At 44.7% G+C, this 15,051-nt stretch carries 15 protein-coding genes, 1 tRNA gene and 2 pseudogenes; 10 read left to right on the top strand and 8 right to left on the bottom strand.

All coding sequences use genetic code 11. From position 1 onward, the window contains the following. Positions 1-136: 136 nt before the first annotated feature. The gene (gene grpE / locus RFN81_RS03105) at positions 137-733 is read right to left on the bottom strand and encodes a nucleotide exchange factor GrpE (protein WP_264497735.1); all 597 of its coding nucleotides are present in this window, start codon (positions 731-733) and stop codon (positions 137-139) included. A gap of 130 nt (positions 734-863) precedes the next feature. Here grpE and nadK point away from each other — a divergent pair, with 130 nt between their 5' ends. The 3 genes from nadK to bamE all read left to right on the top strand — a co-directional run bounded on the left by nadK (position 864) and on the right by bamE (position 3,977). Next, positions 864-1,742 (top strand): NAD(+) kinase, encoded by an 879-nt coding sequence (gene nadK, locus RFN81_RS03100; RefSeq protein WP_264497734.1) that lies wholly within the window; start codon positions 864-866, stop codon positions 1,740-1,742. A gap of 84 nt (positions 1,743-1,826) precedes the next feature. Next, a complete protein-coding gene (gene recN, locus RFN81_RS03095; protein ID WP_264497733.1) occupies positions 1,827-3,488 on the top strand; it encodes a DNA repair protein RecN in 1,662 nt (553 codons plus the stop codon). 153 nt (positions 3,489-3,641) lie between these two features. Next, positions 3,642-3,977 (top strand): outer membrane protein assembly factor BamE, encoded by a 336-nt coding sequence (gene bamE, locus RFN81_RS03090; RefSeq protein WP_264497732.1) that lies wholly within the window; start codon positions 3,642-3,644, stop codon positions 3,975-3,977. A gap of 458 nt (positions 3,978-4,435) precedes the next feature. Here the strand turns inward: bamE and RFN81_RS03085 are convergent. Continuing rightward, positions 4,436-4,705: pseudogene (locus RFN81_RS03085) on the bottom strand (LysR family transcriptional regulator); the annotation flags it as partial. A 377-nt stretch (positions 4,706-5,082) separates the two neighbouring features. On the opposite strand from RFN81_RS03085, the gene RFN81_RS03080 reads away from it, so the two are divergent. Both RFN81_RS03080 and RFN81_RS03075 read left to right on the top strand, forming a co-directional pair. Next, a tRNA-Asn gene (locus RFN81_RS03080) sits at positions 5,083-5,158 on the top strand. 161 nt (positions 5,159-5,319) lie between these two features. Further along, positions 5,320-6,591 (top strand): tyrosine-type recombinase/integrase, encoded by a 1,272-nt coding sequence (locus RFN81_RS03075; protein WP_264497731.1) that lies wholly within the window; start codon positions 5,320-5,322, stop codon positions 6,589-6,591. 134 nt (positions 6,592-6,725) lie between these two features. On the opposite strand, the gene RFN81_RS03070 is transcribed toward RFN81_RS03075, so the two are convergent. Both RFN81_RS03070 and RFN81_RS03065 read right to left on the bottom strand, forming a co-directional pair. Beyond that, positions 6,726-7,040, bottom strand: coding sequence for a helix-turn-helix domain-containing protein (locus RFN81_RS03070; protein ID WP_039516912.1), 315 nt, complete (start codon positions 7,038-7,040; stop codon positions 6,726-6,728). Positions 7,041-7,224: 184 nt separating this feature from the next. Next, entirely contained in the window at positions 7,225-7,539 is a 315-nt protein-coding gene (locus RFN81_RS03065; RefSeq protein WP_025918866.1) for a helix-turn-helix domain-containing protein, read from the bottom strand. A 146-nt stretch (positions 7,540-7,685) separates the two neighbouring features. On the opposite strand from RFN81_RS03065, the gene RFN81_RS03060 reads away from it, so the two are divergent. The 5 genes from RFN81_RS03060 to RFN81_RS03040 all read left to right on the top strand — a co-directional run bounded on the left by RFN81_RS03060 (position 7,686) and on the right by RFN81_RS03040 (position 10,436). Continuing rightward, positions 7,686-7,958, top strand: coding sequence for a helix-turn-helix domain-containing protein (locus RFN81_RS03060; RefSeq protein ID WP_014699383.1), 273 nt, complete (start codon positions 7,686-7,688; stop codon positions 7,956-7,958). A 416-nt stretch (positions 7,959-8,374) separates the two neighbouring features. Further along, positions 8,375-9,289: a hypothetical protein gene (locus RFN81_RS03055; protein ID WP_264497730.1), complete on the top strand. Its 915-nt coding sequence runs from the start codon at positions 8,375-8,377 to the stop codon at positions 9,287-9,289. A 152-nt stretch (positions 9,290-9,441) separates the two neighbouring features. After that, positions 9,442-9,636, top strand: coding sequence for an AlpA family transcriptional regulator (locus RFN81_RS03050; protein WP_025918863.1), 195 nt, complete (start codon positions 9,442-9,444; stop codon positions 9,634-9,636). 16 nt (positions 9,637-9,652) lie between these two features. Then, the gene (locus tag RFN81_RS03045; protein WP_264497729.1) at positions 9,653-10,237 is read left to right on the top strand and encodes a DUF2857 domain-containing protein; all 585 of its coding nucleotides are present in this window, start codon (positions 9,653-9,655) and stop codon (positions 10,235-10,237) included. After that, entirely contained in the window at positions 10,227-10,436 is a 210-nt protein-coding gene (locus RFN81_RS03040) for a TraR/DksA family transcriptional regulator (protein WP_264497728.1), read from the top strand. The genes RFN81_RS03045 and RFN81_RS03040 overlap by 11 nt, the downstream gene beginning before the upstream one ends. A 205-nt stretch (positions 10,437-10,641) precedes the next feature. On the opposite strand, the pseudogene RFN81_RS03035 reads toward RFN81_RS03040, so the two are convergent. From RFN81_RS03035 to RFN81_RS03020, 4 genes and pseudogenes are all read right to left on the bottom strand, one after another. Then, positions 10,642-11,801: pseudogene (locus RFN81_RS03035) on the bottom strand (IS30 family transposase). A gap of 252 nt (positions 11,802-12,053) precedes the next feature. Then, positions 12,054-13,112 carry a thiamine-phosphate kinase gene (locus RFN81_RS03030; protein WP_264497727.1) on the bottom strand — a complete coding sequence of 353 codons (1,059 nt, stop codon included), beginning with the start codon at positions 13,110-13,112 and terminating at the stop codon, positions 12,054-12,056. Continuing rightward, positions 13,099-13,788: a hypothetical protein gene (locus RFN81_RS03025; RefSeq protein WP_264497726.1), complete on the bottom strand. Its 690-nt coding sequence runs from the start codon at positions 13,786-13,788 to the stop codon at positions 13,099-13,101. Before RFN81_RS03025 ends, RFN81_RS03030 begins: the two co-directional genes overlap by 14 nt. Next, positions 13,785-14,645: a hypothetical protein gene (locus tag RFN81_RS03020; protein WP_264497725.1), complete on the bottom strand. Its 861-nt coding sequence runs from the start codon at positions 14,643-14,645 to the stop codon at positions 13,785-13,787. The genes RFN81_RS03025 and RFN81_RS03020 overlap by 4 nt, the downstream gene beginning before the upstream one ends. Between the last annotated feature and the right edge of the window lie 406 nt (positions 14,646-15,051).

Raw genomic sequence — 15,051 nt, 5'->3', positions numbered from 1 at the left:
TTTGCAATAGTTAAAGATGATGAGTTATTAAGCATCTGTGCGACATCTGTTTAATCAATCGAATTTTAACAAAATAAAAACAAAAACCCCATGCAGGAAGCACAGGGTTTAGCATAAAGACGCGTAAGAGAGAATATCAGTCTTGTGCTTTCGATACGGCAACCATCGCCGGACGTAGCAAGCGACCATTTAATGTATAACCTTTTTGCATGACCATCATAACGTGGTTTGGCTCATGCTCAGCCGAAGGTAACATCGTCATTGCCTGATGTACTTCCGGATTAAACGGCACATTAACGTCGCTGACGACTTCAATCCCAAATTTGCGTACTGCATCTAATAATGATTTCAACGTCAGCTCAACGCCTTCGATCATCGCCGCCAGCGATTCGTCGGTTTTATCCGCCGTTTCCAGCGCACGTTCCAGGTTATCGATAACTGGCAGCATTTCACTGGCAAATTTCTCCACCGCAAACTTATGCGCTTTTTCAACATCCATTTCCGCACGACGGCGAATGTTATCCGCCTCGGCCCGGAGGCGAAGAATATTATCACGTTCGCGTTGCTGCAATTCGTTCAGTTGCGCTTCCAGTTCGGCAATGCGCGCATCTCGCGGATCGGTAACCTCTGGCGTCTCTGGTGTCTCAGGCGTGGCTTCTGCTTGCTGACCTTCAACGGCATCTTTTTGATCCGGCACTTGCTCGTCAGGTGTTTTCTGTTCTTTACTACTCATGAAATTCTCCGCGGTTTAGCATTAATCTCGCTAGTTGCTTATTATGGGGATCAAAATCGGGGATTCAAGGGAACTTGCCACATATTGGTTTAGCAACTTCCGATATATCTCGCTGAGGATAAAAACAACAATGAACAAACCGTTTACTTGTATTGGTATTGTCGGTCATCCACGTCATCCGACAGCATTGGCAACGCATGAGATGCTCTATCGCTGGCTGATGGATAAAGGGTACTCGGTTGTGATCGAACAACAAATCGCCCGCGAATTGAATCTGCAAGATGCATTGACCGGTAGCCTTGCCGATATTGGCCAACAAGCAGATCTGGCGGTTGTCGTCGGCGGTGATGGCAATATGTTAGGCGCGGCGCGCGTGCTGTCACGCTACGATATCAAAGTGATCGGAGTGAATCGTGGTAATCTAGGCTTTCTCACCGATCTCGATCCCGATCAGGCGCAGCAGCAACTTTCCGACGTTCTTGCTGGCCATTATTTGTGTGAACAACGCTTCATGCTGGAAGCGCACGTTTGCCGCGTGAATCAGCCTGACAGCATCAGTACCGCGATTAATGAGGTCGTGCTCCACCCTGGGAAGGTGGCGCACATGATTGAATTTGAAGTTTATATTGATGACAAATTCGCTTTCTCACAACGTTCCGATGGCCTGATTATCGCCACCCCTACGGGCTCAACCGCCTATTCGCTTTCCGCTGGCGGCCCAATACTGACACCTTCTCTGGAAGCCATTGCTCTGGTGCCTATGTTCCCGCATACGCTGTCTGCTCGTCCGCTGGTCATCAGCAGCAGCAGCGCGATTCGACTGAAGTTTTCCTGCATAACGAACGATTTAGAAATTAGTTGCGACAGTCAGATTGCACTACCGGTACAGGAGGGTGAAGAAGTCCTCATTCGCCGTAGCAAGCACCACCTGAGCCTAATACACCCAAAAAATTATAGTTATTTCAACACATTAAGTTCAAAGCTTGGTTGGTCAAAAAAATTATTCTAAAATCTACCTCCAGCACTTTACTGTATATAAAACCAGTTTATACTGTATGTAAACACACCTTGTTTTTACATACAGGAAACTACCATGCTGGCGCAACTCACTATTAGTAACTTCGCCATCGTGCGCGAATTAGAAATTGATTTTCAATCAGGAATGAGTGTCATCACTGGTGAAACCGGTGCGGGGAAATCGATTGCAATAGATGCACTTGGCTTATGCCTGGGAAATCGTTCTGATGCCAGCATGGTTAGGCCGGGAGTTGCCCGAGCCGATATTTGTGCCCGCTTTATACTGTCGGATACCCCTATGGCCCTTCAGTGGCTGGAAAAAAACCAGTTGGATGATAGCAACGAGTGTCTGTTGCGCCGCGTCATTGGTGCCGATGGTCGCTCACGCGGCTTTATTAACGGTACTGCCGTGCCGTTATCTCAATTGCGTGAGCTTGGTCAATATCTGATTCAGGTACATGGGCAGCATGCTCATCAATTACTACTGCGCCCGGACCACCAAAAACACCTTTTAGATGCCTTTGCTGATGAACCGGCACTCCTAGCCGCAATGCAACAAGCCTGGCACCAATGGCACCAAAGTTGCCGCGCGCTGTCGCAGTTGCAACAAGCGACAATCGAACGAGAGGCTCGCCGGGAACTGTTGCAATATCAACTAAAAGAGTTGAATGAATTTGCTCCACAGACTGGTGAATACGAACGAATTGATGCCGAATACAAACGATTGGCGAACAGTGGTCAGCTACTGACGATGAGCCAACAGGCCATGCAACGACTGAGCGAAGATGAAGAACAGAACATCATTAGCATGCTGTACAGTATAAAACATCAGCTTGGCGAACTCGTCAGCCTGGATGGCAAACTGTCCGGTGTGCTATCAATGCTCGAAGAAGCGAGCATCCAACTGAGTGAAGCTAGCGATGAGCTACGTCACTACTGCGAACAAACGGAGCTCGACCCGATTCGACTGTATGAATTAGAGCAGCGTTTGTCACGCCAGATTACACTCGCACGCAAACACCATGTAGCCCCAGAATCGCTCCCGGCATTCCATCAACAGTTGCTGGATGAACAGCGACAACTTGAGCAGCAGGAAAACGATCACGCTACACTCAGTGCTTCCGTTGGCGAATATCATCAGCAGGCTTTGCATCTGGCAGAACAATTACATCAATGCCGCCAGCGCCACGCCAATGAACTGGCACAGCTTATCACCGTCAATATGCGAGAACTGGCGATGCCGCATGGACACTTCATTATTGATGTTAAATTTACGCCTGAGTGCCTGACAGCTACTGGCGCTGACAATATCACGTTCCGTGTGACTACTAACCCTGGGCAACCGCACCAAACTCTAGCAAAGGTGGCATCAGGAGGGGAGTTATCGCGTATTGCACTGATAATACAGGTAATAACCGCGAAGAAAATGGACACTCCTGCGATGATTTTCGATGAAGTTGATGTGGGTATTAGCGGGCCAACCGCTGCTACTGTTGGAAAGATGCTGCGTCAACTCGGCGAGTCCACCCAGGTGATGTGCGTGACGCACTTGCCTCAGGTTGCTGGATATGGACACCAACACTTTTTCGTGAGTAAACAAACGGATGGCGCTGAAACAGAGACACTAATGCAGTTGTTAGATAAGCGAGCACGCCTGCAAGAACTAGCACGCCTCTTAGGAGGGAGTGCGGTGACCAAAAACACACTGGCGAATGCCAAAGAACTGCTAGCGGCTTAAAATCTATCGTTAACAGACACTATGAAGTGGCATCGTTGGTTAAAAAGCTCAACTTTTTTACCTTCTAGCGGTCATACAATCGCCTTGCAGGTTTCCAAGTCCTGCAAGGTCTATTATCATCAATGATCTATGCCCTTAAGGAATGTAATTACTATGCGCTGTAAAACGCTGACTGTTGCCGCTGCGGTGGTTGTTATATTAACCGCTGGTTGTTCCACATTGGAAAAGGCGGTCTATAGGCCGGATATCAATCAAGGAAACTATCTGGCACCGGCCGACGTCGCAAAAATTCATACCGGCATGACCAAACAACAAGTTGCTTATACACTTGGGACGCCGATGATGCAGGATCCATTTGGCAGCGATACCTGGTTTTACATTTTCCGACAACAGCCTGGCCACGAATCGGTAAAACAGCAAACGCTGACGCTAACTTTCAGCAGTGGTGGTGTGTTAACCCATATCAACAACAAGCCAGCCCTAGAGTAATATTTCCTTCAGCGGCTAGCCTTACAGAGAGCATTATTGTTGGGTTAGCCTACCTAGCCCATTGTGTTGGTGGTAGCAACATACATGTAGATACTGCGTACATATTGCGTCTAGCAACTTGTACGTAGCGCCGCGTTGAGTTAATAAATGATGAAGGTTAGCATACGTAGGTAATTAAGCGCGTTGGGTTCCTCGGGGAGATTTGAATTCGTAATGCGCGCTACTGGATATTTACCCACAGAAGCAGAATTTGTTTTTCGGGTTTCTACTGATTTAAGGCTCTTTTCCCCCATTTTAAAAGACATCAGGACTACCTGACGCAGACTACTTTCCTAAAATGAAGCAACTGTGATTAACGATCACGTATTTTTAAATCTTTATGCTCATGCCCTTATGCGCACCAACATAGACGCCGCCAGCCATCGTCAAATGGCTGGCTCCAGAGATTGCCTTCACGCGCTGATTGATTGCCGTGTACCACTTACCGCATTCTTTGCTTGCTCGCACTGTGACAATATCGTCTGTGCATGAGAATAAAGGATTTTTCCCGCTTCGGTTGGAGTAACACCGCGTCGACTCCGCACCAGCAGTTGTTTTTCTAGTTCACTTTCCAGCGTTGCGACCTGCTGGCTCAGCGCTGGTTGTGCAATATGCAACAACTCAGCAGCCTGTGTCAGGCTACCGATGTCAACGATTTTTACAAAATATTTGAGCCGTCTAAAATTCATGTCTGCCTCCTGAATAGTTACCCTAAAGAGGTAGCAAAAATCGCGCCATCTTATACATCCACACCTAAGAAAAAGTGATACCTTATTGATAAACCAGAGGTAAAATAAGGAAAAGCAATGATTGCGCTAATCGATTAACTCCATTCAAAAAGGGAACCTACTGTATACCCGCACTAACTGCACTATATGAAAGCAGGTTCTGCTATTTAAGAGTGCAACGGCATACGCGAATTGACATCTTTCTAAGATGCTAACGCATTAACTTGGGCAGCAATCTCAACGCGTTGGTTATTAGTTCGGCAGTTAAACGCAACAAACCATAACATCCTTTGACAACCATAAATGTGCCCGCTATTATCCACCGCAATTAACGCAATTCCTCTGTAGTTCAGTCGGTAGAACGGCGGACTGTTAATCCGTATGTCACTGGTTCGAGTCCAGTCAGAGGAGCCAAATTCTTGTTTTCATGCCTCTTTGCGAATCCTTATATGATTTAGATTCAATAAGTTAGCGTGAAAAGTTTTCCCGATGCATTTTCAGTTTTCCCTCCGCATCGGGAGAATTTGGTGGTCAGATTTGGGGTCAAGTTGGTTCGATGACGGAGTGACCCCCAAATGTCTCTTAACGACTCAAAAATCCGCAACTTAAAACCATCAGCAAAACCCTTCAAAATTTCCGATTCTCACGGTCTGTACCTTTTAGTTAATCCAGGCGGTTCACGTCTCTGGTATCTCAAATATCGCATCAATAGAAAAGAATCACGCCTCAGCTTAGGTGCCTACCCTGATGTATCTCTGGCCGACGCTCGTCAGCAGCGTGATGGTATCCGCAAATTGCTGGCGCAGAATATCAACCCTGCACAGCAGCGCTCTGCTGAAAGAACCACTTCCTCACCAGAAAAAACCTTCAAGCATGTGGCATTGGAATGGCATAAAAGCAACCGCTCATGGTCAGAGAACCATGCCACCCGTCTGCTTGCTAGCATGAACAACCATATCTTCCCGATAATTGGACACTTGCCAGTCACAGAACTGAAAACTCGCCACTTCATCGACCTGCTGAAAGGGATTGAGAAAAAAGGTTTGCTGGAAGTGGCGGCACGAACCCGACAGCATATGTGCAACATCATGCGTCATGCCGTGCATCAGGAGTTGATAGAGCACAACCCGGCGGCAAATCTGGACGGGATAATCGCCCCTCCCGTTAAACGCCACTACCCTGCCCTTCCATTGGAACGACTGCCAGAGCTGTTGACTAGCATTGAGGACTACAAGCAAGGGAGAGAATTAACCCGTTTGGCAGTCTCACTCACCCTGCACCTGTTCATCCGTTCCAGCGAATTGCGCTTTGCCCGTTGGTCTGAGATCGATTTTAGAAACAAAATCTGGACCATTCCAGCCACCCGCGAAGCCATCCCCGGTGTCCGCTACTCTGGGCGTGGGGCGAAAATGCGCACGCCGCATATCGTTCCCCTCTCCCATCAGTCCATCGCTATTCTGAAACAGATACGGGAAATATCCGGGCATCAGGAGCTGATATTCCCCGGTGACCATAATCCGTATAAACCAATGTGCGAAAACACGGTCAACAAGGCGCTGCGCTTGATGGGTTATGACACAAAAGATGAAATCTGCGGCCACGGATTCAGAGCTATGGCCTGTAGTGCGCTAATGGAGTCTGGCCTATGGTCGCAGGATGCCGTTGAACGTCAAATGAGTCATCAGGAACGCAATAGCGTTCGAGCGGCTTACATCCATAAAGCTGAATATCTCGATGCCCGTAAAGCGATGATGCAATGGTGGTCGGATTATCTAGATACCAATCGAGAAGGATATGTTGCGCCATACATTTATGCTCAAAAACATAAGACGGCTGGAGCTGCCTGATCGATAACCCCCTTAAGAGCAGATCCTGATCAAAGGATCTGCTTTTCGGACTGCGAGAAGTTTTTTCCCTCAGCATTTCACAAAAAATCTAGAAACGTCAGGAAATTACTCAGGCCAGATACAGGAATGAAGGTCTATTGCGGGGTAATCAACAACGTAGAATTAGGGTTACTTTTCTTATAACGATGGTACTGCAAGATTAGCGTTGCGAGATCTTCATCGACAGCATAAAAATAGGCTTCCGGCACATCCAGCACCGCTGCAAAACGGCAAACCAGACCAAAATCCGGCGAACTGACTTCCCTTTCATATTGGCTTACGCGAGAACTCGCTGTCTCTTCATCCAGCCCAGCGAGACAACCGAGCTCGACCTGTTTTAATCCTGCATTCACTCGGGCCAATCTTAATCGTTTACCAATCACGGCATTACCTGCTTCGCAGATTAACATAAGCCGATTATCGCCGTTCCCGCTATGCCTCTCTTGAAGTGGTTCTTCACCTAGTAAATTTAAAATTTATTTTTGGTTATTTTAAACCCAAAAATGAAGATTTAATTCATTGAGAGTAGGAATAATTAAATTTAGAAGGGTAAGTGCACCGGAATTGAACACCAGACGCATTAGGGCACCAATCTTACTGAGGTGTGATGAGCAGCGTGGAGTTTGGGTTGGCTTTCTTGAAACGGTGATACTGTAAGATCAAGGTGGCGAGATCGTCATCGACGGCATAGAAATACGCTTCAGGAACATCCAGCACTGTAGCAAACCGAGAAACCAACCCAAAATCTGGTGCACTGACTTCTCTTTCATATTGGCTCACACGAGAGCTTGCCGTTTCCTCATCCAGGCCAGCGAGGCAACCGAGCTCTGCCTGCTTTAATCCCTTGTTCACTCGGGCTAGTCTTAATCGCTTACCAATCACGGTGTTATCCACTGTACTGATCAACATAGACTGATTATCGCTTCTCTCAGTAAGCCCTTCTTGAAGCATTTCTTTCCTAAATAAATTTTATCTTTATTTTTGGTTGTTTTTTCACCCATAATAAAGATATAGTTTACTGGAAGAAGTAAAGTTTTAATCCAAGAGGAGGAAGTATGAACATTGAACAACAGGAACAACGAATGGACTGGCATCCTGCCGATATCATTGCAGCCTTGCGTAAACGAAAGACGACATTAGCAGCCGTATCACGTGAGGCGGGTCTTAGTTCATCAACGCTTGCAAATGCACTAAACCGACCGTGGCCGAAAGGTGAACGACTGATCGCAGACGCACTGGGCATTCCAGCGAGTGAAATCTGGCCGAATCGTTATTTCGATTCACAAGGGCAGCGCATTCCGCGAGAAATTCGTCATAAAAACAATTAGATCATTTGCTGGGCTTAAACGCCAACAATCAGGGAAAACAAGTTCTTATCTCAACTCGTTTCAACCGTACCACATCATCAATTGGTTCGTTAATTACCTCGAACCAATTGATATGCCTGATTCAGGGTATGTCCCTTCTTTTTTGATACAGAGCTTTGACTGTGTTGACCTGAACAAAACCGGCAACGCGTGGAGTAAAAATCGACATAATCAAGATCGCTCGTTTGGTGATGGCTTCCTAATTTAGACATTTTTTGTGACGACCAGCGAAAAGCGATCAATAACCTCATCGTTATCCCAACAACCCCTCACTAATCCTATTCCTCATTTTCAGAATCCTATCTATACGTCATGGCTGCATAAGGAAACGTTAGCTACCTATGCAATATATCATTTTCATATAAAGGAGATGAATCATGATAATGAAAAATAGGATTTTCAATACCAAGAGCAATGAATTTAACTGGATTACGATACCAGAAGCCATAGTTATCGCGGCTCAGATAAGAAACTCACTGTTAACAGAAGCTGATATTTATCGCCATGCCTTATACGGAGATATCAACCTTTCGATCTACTTCCAATCTCCAGTCATCTTACGAAGAATCAAAACATCAAATGCTAAGGCAAAACTTAAGCCTATAGACAATTATTTGATTAACCAGCTATGCATTCTCGAAAAGAACTGTTTCATCAATAACAGAAACTTAATCGTCACCACCGAGGGTAAATATACTTACCCCACTCAACAAGTGATTGATACAGCGCTTATCGGCTATGAATACGTTCTGGTTCAACGTTTATTAGCGAGATCTCTGGGTATTCCACTACCCGTAATCGGAGAAAATCACGTTAACTATGGTCTTACTGTCAATATCGGCGACGATCACTTTCAAATATTTGAGAAAATCAGGTATCGCGAAAGGATAAAACAGCAAACCATGAGACTTCCTAAAAATATTGCATCACATATTACTGAAAAAATCCCATACCAGAAAACAAAGCAGTATAGCCATAGAGAATATTTTCCGATTCATGATTTGCCAAAGGATGCCTGTTTTGTCATCAAACATGCTGAACTTGAGAAATTAATTAACATGCCCGCCAAAAACGATACCTCTCCCCCCTCCTCGACACGTATATCCACGCCATTATCCAGACTGTTCTGGCTTGCCTGTAAAAAAAATGAAGCTATCAGCCCATTAATTAGGCAACCTTATAAGCTTCTGTCCATCTTTGAACAATGGGCATCAGACGAAGGCATGACCGACCGATTCAGCGGCGATACGTTAAAGACGGCACTTGAACGTGGTTCACCGACGTCCGTTTAAGCACCCAATTAAAATGACATTACAGCTCCAATCTAAAAACCCGTATTAAGGATTGTGGTGTCCGTAATACGGGCTCTTCAACTTTCACTCCTTTCCTCACTGTGTTTTTTTGTCATCTCCGGGCATATCCCATTTCTGCACTGGAGGTATTTATGACATCGCATCAGTTATTACGTCTGAAACAAGTGGAAGTAAAAACCGGCCTGAAACGCTCGCAAATCTACTTGTACATGAAAGAAGGTGCCTTTCCCTCTTCAATAAAGATTGGACCTGCCAGTGTGGCTTGGCTTGAATCTGAAATTGACGAATGGATTAACTTCAAATTATCTAACCGCTTAACGCGCTGAAGGGAGATATAGCATTATGTTCCCCTCACTGAATTACGCGGTATTAACAAACGCCCTTACCGCGCTCAAAGAAGGCAATTTTCGTTATTGTGAAACGTTAGGATTCACATTCGACGAATTGAATGCCCTCAATCAACTATCCCTCGACGAACTGTTTATCGTCAGCCGGGCATCGGCACAGTTTATGTCGATCACTGTCCGTCACGACGTTCTACAACAGATCCTGACGCTGTCCCACCAGGAAGCGCAACGCCAGCGACAGATAAATCGTGCCATCAGATTGGGTGGATCTATTGCACTCCTGAATCATTTTTTTGGCCTCACCTCAAATGAAGTCTGCGCTCGCCGCCGGTTGCTGGGTGTCACCATCCCTTATGGCCGAACGCCTATTCCAGATGAAGACATTGATGCAGAAATTTGGCTGTCATGGAAAAAGAACCGCTCTGAAAACCTTGATACATCTGACGCGCTGGAAACAATGATGCAGGTTACTGAATCCTTATCCTCTAGGGAAAAAGGACCTTCCCTGACCGCCGTCTGGAACCGTATCGCCCTTTGTGAGAAAGAAGCTCTGAACAGGAGGACATCGCATGCCAGATGAGATCGATCGCGATCAGGAATTTAATGAGCAACGTCTGGAAGAGATGATTGAACAGAACCGTTTCAAGCCAGCAACTACCCCCTCATTACATTACTGTCGCTTGTGCGGTGAACCCATTCCCGAGCAGCGGAGGAAAACCCTTCCGGGCGTGACAACCTGTACGGAATGCCAGATTATTCTTGAGCGCCGTCAACGCTGATTATATGCAAAAATATGCGCAGAGAAATGCCCTTCTCTGCGCGTTTTTTATCATCTGGGTAAATCGATATGCATATTTTAAACAGTGAAGAACTGAACAGGAATCGTGCCACCATTATTACTTATCTGTGTAGGCTCAGACTCGCCCTAGTAGTGTTCTGTGTTAAAACTCAATAGAACCTGACAGTCGGCAACGAGCTGTGGGTTCAGCCTATGGATTCAACACACTTATTGAACCGCTCTGCGGGTGATTCATAGTGTAGCGTTTTTCTCGGCCTCTCATTGAGCTGTCTGGCAACACTGTTTAGTCTTTGTTGGCTATGAACCGATAAGTCAGTTCCTTTTGGAAAATACTGTCTGAGTAATCTGTTTGTATTTTCATTTGAGCCACGTTGCCAGGGAGATTGAGGATCACAGAAATAAATCTGAATATCTGTGGCTACAGTAAACCGGGTGTGGCTGGTCATTTCAGCCCCCCGGTCCCATGTTAGTGTTTTATAAAGCTCAACAGGTAATTCCCGGGCTTGTCTGATGAGTGCAGATATTACCGTTATGGTCTTGTTGTCTCTGATTTTGGCCAGCATAACAAAACGGGAATGACGTTCTACGAGGGTGACGATATAGGAGTTTTTCGAGCCCTAGATCAGGTCTCCTTCCCATTGACCCGGTATGGCTCTGTCTGCGGCTTCAGGTGGCCTTTCGCTGATAGGTATCGCATTCGGAATTGACCCTAATCCTTTCCCTTTAAGCGATGACGTTCTGGATCTGCGCACTGCTCTTCCGCTTCGGAGGCATTGCTGTAGTTCTTTTTTCAATGCTCCCCGGGTTTGTATAAAAAGCGTTTTATAAATCGTTTCGTATGACACATGCATTTTCTGATTATCTGGATAACAGCGTTTCAGCCAACCGGCAATTTGTTCCGGCGACCAGTCCTGATACATCTTCTCTGCAATGATTTTACAAATGTGGGGCTTTCAATTAGCTTGCAAGGTTTTAGTCTCAGGGCACTTTCCCACGCAGCTGTCTCCGCTTTTGCTGCACGGTATTGTTTTGCACTTCCGTGCCTCTTGATCTCACGGCTAATCGTTGAGGGGGCTCTTGATAATTTGTCAGCGATATCTCTGATGCTACATTTTGCTACCAACCCTCTGGATATCTCCTCTCTTTCATCAAGCGAAAGCGCTAACCGGTGCCGCTTTCTCACTGGGGGACGGTATCCACCAGTCTGGTGGATAGTGGGCATGATAGAAGAATGATATCTGTCGAACATTCTGGCGATGTCATGCAGGGAATCACCTTGCTTATATCTGTCCCAGATAATCGCTTTTTGCTCTGGCGTGTAGTTAATCCGCGTTCTTCGTTTCATAGCAACGTCCCTCCTTGATTAAGGATAGCGTTGCATCGACCCATTGAACTCACAGCACAAAGCGGACATTAGTATCAACATCTCGATGGCCCCTCTGGCTCCCCCGGCGTTGCCGGGGAGCCAAGCCCTACTGCGCTAAAGCAGAGCCGGTAAGATCCACCGAATCTTACCGGCTCAGAAATGTAGTGTTCTACTCCTGATTCCGGTCAAGAATTTTTTTCAACAAAGCCAATTGCCTATCGAAACCATAATTTACAACTGAGCTTTACCCTTGAGAAAAGAGAATTTTGTAAGTTCAGAAAAATAGTCTTTTTCTTTCTCCATGGTTCGGCGGAAATGCTCATTTGTTAAATCTAAAGTTAACTCGTATTTCATACCAGTTTTGACAGAAAAATATCCAGCCTTATCTGCTTTTACAATGGTTCCAACCTCTGTTATATCAAGACCTGCTGGCATCGATGCTATTGCGCTTTCAGCAGTGCTTTTTGACATTGCAAAAAGAATTCCCCAATCACCTACAGTAAAAGCAAAGTTAGATTTCTCAATACATAATTCATTTGAAGCCAGTCTAGCTAAATGATGTAGGGGTAATAAATCAATATTAATAAGGGGTGCCAATCCATTTTTGCTAAGTAGATTCAATCCTTCGGCAAGTCCATCACTTAGATCTACTGCAGCTGTCACTCCGCCGTGAGAAAATAGATATCTAGCTTCATCCCAAACGCAGGTTGGTAGCGCGAGAGATTCTAGGATTTCGCTACTCTTATTTCTTGCTTTGGTGCGTAATAAATAAGAAGATGCAAATCCTCCCAGACGGCCAGCGAGGAGTACAGTGTTTTCTTCTTCTGCGGCCCTCCTGCTGACAATCATGTCTTTCTGTATTGTTCCGAACGCTGCCCCCACTACATTAGCTTCTCTACCTTCTTTTGTATCACCACCAACGAACGCTACGCCTTTTTCCTGACAAGCTATCTCAGCCCCTTTAATAATCTCTTCAACGTCTGAAGCACTCCAAGTGCCGGGTACAGTGATGGAAAGCATAAACCCAGTTGGTGTAGCTCCAACAGCAAGAATATCGCTAATATTGGCCGTTACAGCTAAACGCCCCCACATTTGAAAGCTAGCCCAGCCTTTATATGCTGCTATGGGTTTAGCTGCACGATCAATTTTGAAAGCAATTGCAATATCGGGAAGGCCGATATCAACTACGCTCGCATCATTTCCAAAACCATTAAGAAATTTATCTGATTTAATCAAGCCAGGGAGAATGGAACGCAAGAATTCCTTTTCTCCAATATCATTCATCAACATTCTTTTCACCTAATTGAAAGTGCATTTCCTCCAAGATTCTTCTCTTTTCATCAATATATAAAGATCTTGATGACTTTCTAACTTCATTGGTAGATTGTCTTGCCCTATATACGTGGATATTACGATCAACTGGAGAATCTTGCAGTATTAAGGAAATTGTACAAATTGATAAAGGCTCCACGCAATGTAACTCATTGAAATTTAAGTAATAAACATCACCCATTTTAATTGTAGACTTGCTATTTGGAATTAATTTTATCGTTTGTGCGCTTTCTGCACTTGGTTCACATCTATCTCCTACTGCTACGAAACCCTGTCTATAATATTCATCACCAAGATCACTGATGCTAAATTTAGTAGAAGTCAAGGACCCTTGTAATATTATAGAAGCAAAAGACGCGATGTGATCATGAATATCTTTCTCTATTTGTCCACGTCTCCAAAAATGCAGGCGGACCCGACGCGGGTACCTTCCACCGACATCTGCAACTATAAATTTATAAAAGCCAAGCTGATGTTCGTATCCGGTAATATTTAACTCACCTTTACTTAATAAATCACCCAAATATTCTTGTATTTCAATTGGGCTAGTATACCTAGTGAGCATATCTACAAGTTCTTGTTGTTTAAGTACTACATTGTTTTTCTTGCTGAGATTATCTATTAATCTTTTCATTGCTTAAGCTCCACTGCTGGTTTCATAGATACACCGGGTGAGCCGTATGCAAATTGTTGTTCGAGATGATCGATAACATCTCCGTTCCTTTCTAATGTATACTGATGATTTCGCAAGTCATGAATGGTCATCCATGCATACTTACCTGCAGGAAGAATAAACTCCCTATCATTCATCTTTTTTGCAAGACTGTCTGAAATTTCCACAAAGAAAATATCGAAGTAATAAGTGGTGAGCTTCCCATTTTTTAATGATAATTTCGTGCTTATTAAATCATCTTTGAGTGTTGATAGTTTAATGTCACTGCCCTTAGCAGCCCATTTTGTCGCTAATGCATTACACAATTCATCATTCGTTTGAATATCCGAAGACGCGCGCTTTCCGAAGTTAGGCAATAGCCAGCATTTCCACGTATTTGAATATTCAACTAATATTCTTAAAGACGATTCAGTATCTTTAGCTAATAATAAAAATGCGAAGCGTCTATCTTCTTTAGTTTGTGATTGGTCTATCAACTTCTGCAAAAAATCTTCAAAACTTGGGGTTTTTAATATTTTGTAAATGATATACGAAAACCATACTAAGAGTGCCCCAAAAAAAGTTAAGGATAAAAAGATCCACACATTCTCATCGATACCCCATTTAGAGCCGATGTCGGACACGAGCATAGTGTAACCAATAGTTACAAGGATGCTTATCTGCGATAGCAAAATCCCTATATTGGAGGCTTTATTATCAAAATAAGGGCGAAGTAAACCGTTGAGATGTAAACGGTCGAACAGTACCTTGTCAGGAGGTATGCGGGATTCTTTCTGGCGCGAAACACTAAACTTGTACTTCCATATATTAAATTCCAATTCAATCTCCTTTAATAATCTGATTTTTAGGAAACAGCAGAATCAGTATTGAATGACATCATATTTAACTTAAAGGTTGGATGACCAATGGCCATCAAACCCCTTAAACATAACGCTCACTTATCGCTAAGGCAATTTTTAATGCGCGACAGCGCATCAAGGCGACAGAAACAGTTTCGTATATTACACAGGCTATTGTCGCCGTGACGCAGCGTCGCAGCCTTGAACTTATAGGTTTTACCAATCCCAGCCCCTCCCTTGTATGACTAAGTAACCTCTTCGCTATGCTAGATCTCAATGAAACTAAGCATTCACAAAAAAACGGCATAACCGAAATTCAGACGGCCATTTTTTAGAAAGGTTTAATCAGGTCTGCGAGGCTGACACGTTCGTAACTTTGAACGTC

Origin of the sequence: Pectobacterium cacticida (assembly GCF_036885195.1) — a bacterium.
Classification (GTDB): domain Bacteria; phylum Pseudomonadota; class Gammaproteobacteria; order Enterobacterales; family Enterobacteriaceae; genus Pectobacterium; species Pectobacterium cacticida.
The sequence above is the reverse complement of the archived record's forward strand: the minus strand, read 5'-3'. Positions and strand labels throughout refer to the sequence as shown.

Bases quoted from the DNA above. Each gene is read 5' to 3' on its own strand.
- RFN81_RS03050 (WP_025918863.1), top strand. From the start codon at position 9,442: ATGACATCGCATCAGTTATTACGTCTGAAACAAGTGGAAGTAAAAACC.
- RFN81_RS03040 (WP_264497728.1), top strand. From the start codon at position 10,227: ATGCCAGATGAGATCGATCGCGATCAGGAATTTAATGAGCAACGTCTG.
- RFN81_RS03060 (WP_014699383.1), top strand. From the start codon at position 7,686: ATGAACATTGAACAACAGGAACAACGAATGGACTGGCATCCTGCCGAT.
- RFN81_RS03070 (WP_039516912.1), bottom strand. From the start codon at position 7,040: ATGTTAATCTGCGAAGCAGGTAATGCCGTGATTGGTAAACGATTAAGA.
- RFN81_RS03045 (WP_264497729.1), top strand. From the start codon at position 9,653: ATGTTCCCCTCACTGAATTACGCGGTATTAACAAACGCCCTTACCGCG.
- grpE (WP_264497735.1), bottom strand. From the start codon at position 733: ATGAGTAGTAAAGAACAGAAAACACCTGACGAGCAAGTGCCGGATCAA.
- RFN81_RS03065 (WP_025918866.1), bottom strand. From the start codon at position 7,539: ATGTTGATCAGTACAGTGGATAACACCGTGATTGGTAAGCGATTAAGA.
- RFN81_RS03030 (WP_264497727.1), bottom strand. From the start codon at position 13,112: ATGTTGATGAATGATATTGGAGAAAAGGAATTCTTGCGTTCCATTCTC.
- bamE (WP_264497732.1), top strand. From the start codon at position 3,642: ATGCGCTGTAAAACGCTGACTGTTGCCGCTGCGGTGGTTGTTATATTA.
- recN (WP_264497733.1), top strand. From the start codon at position 1,827: ATGCTGGCGCAACTCACTATTAGTAACTTCGCCATCGTGCGCGAATTA.
- RFN81_RS03025 (WP_264497726.1), bottom strand. From the start codon at position 13,788: ATGAAAAGATTAATAGATAATCTCAGCAAGAAAAACAATGTAGTACTT.
- nadK (WP_264497734.1), top strand. From the start codon at position 864: ATGAACAAACCGTTTACTTGTATTGGTATTGTCGGTCATCCACGTCAT.
- RFN81_RS03075 (WP_264497731.1), top strand. From the start codon at position 5,320: ATGTCTCTTAACGACTCAAAAATCCGCAACTTAAAACCATCAGCAAAA.
- RFN81_RS03055 (WP_264497730.1), top strand. From the start codon at position 8,375: ATGATAATGAAAAATAGGATTTTCAATACCAAGAGCAATGAATTTAAC.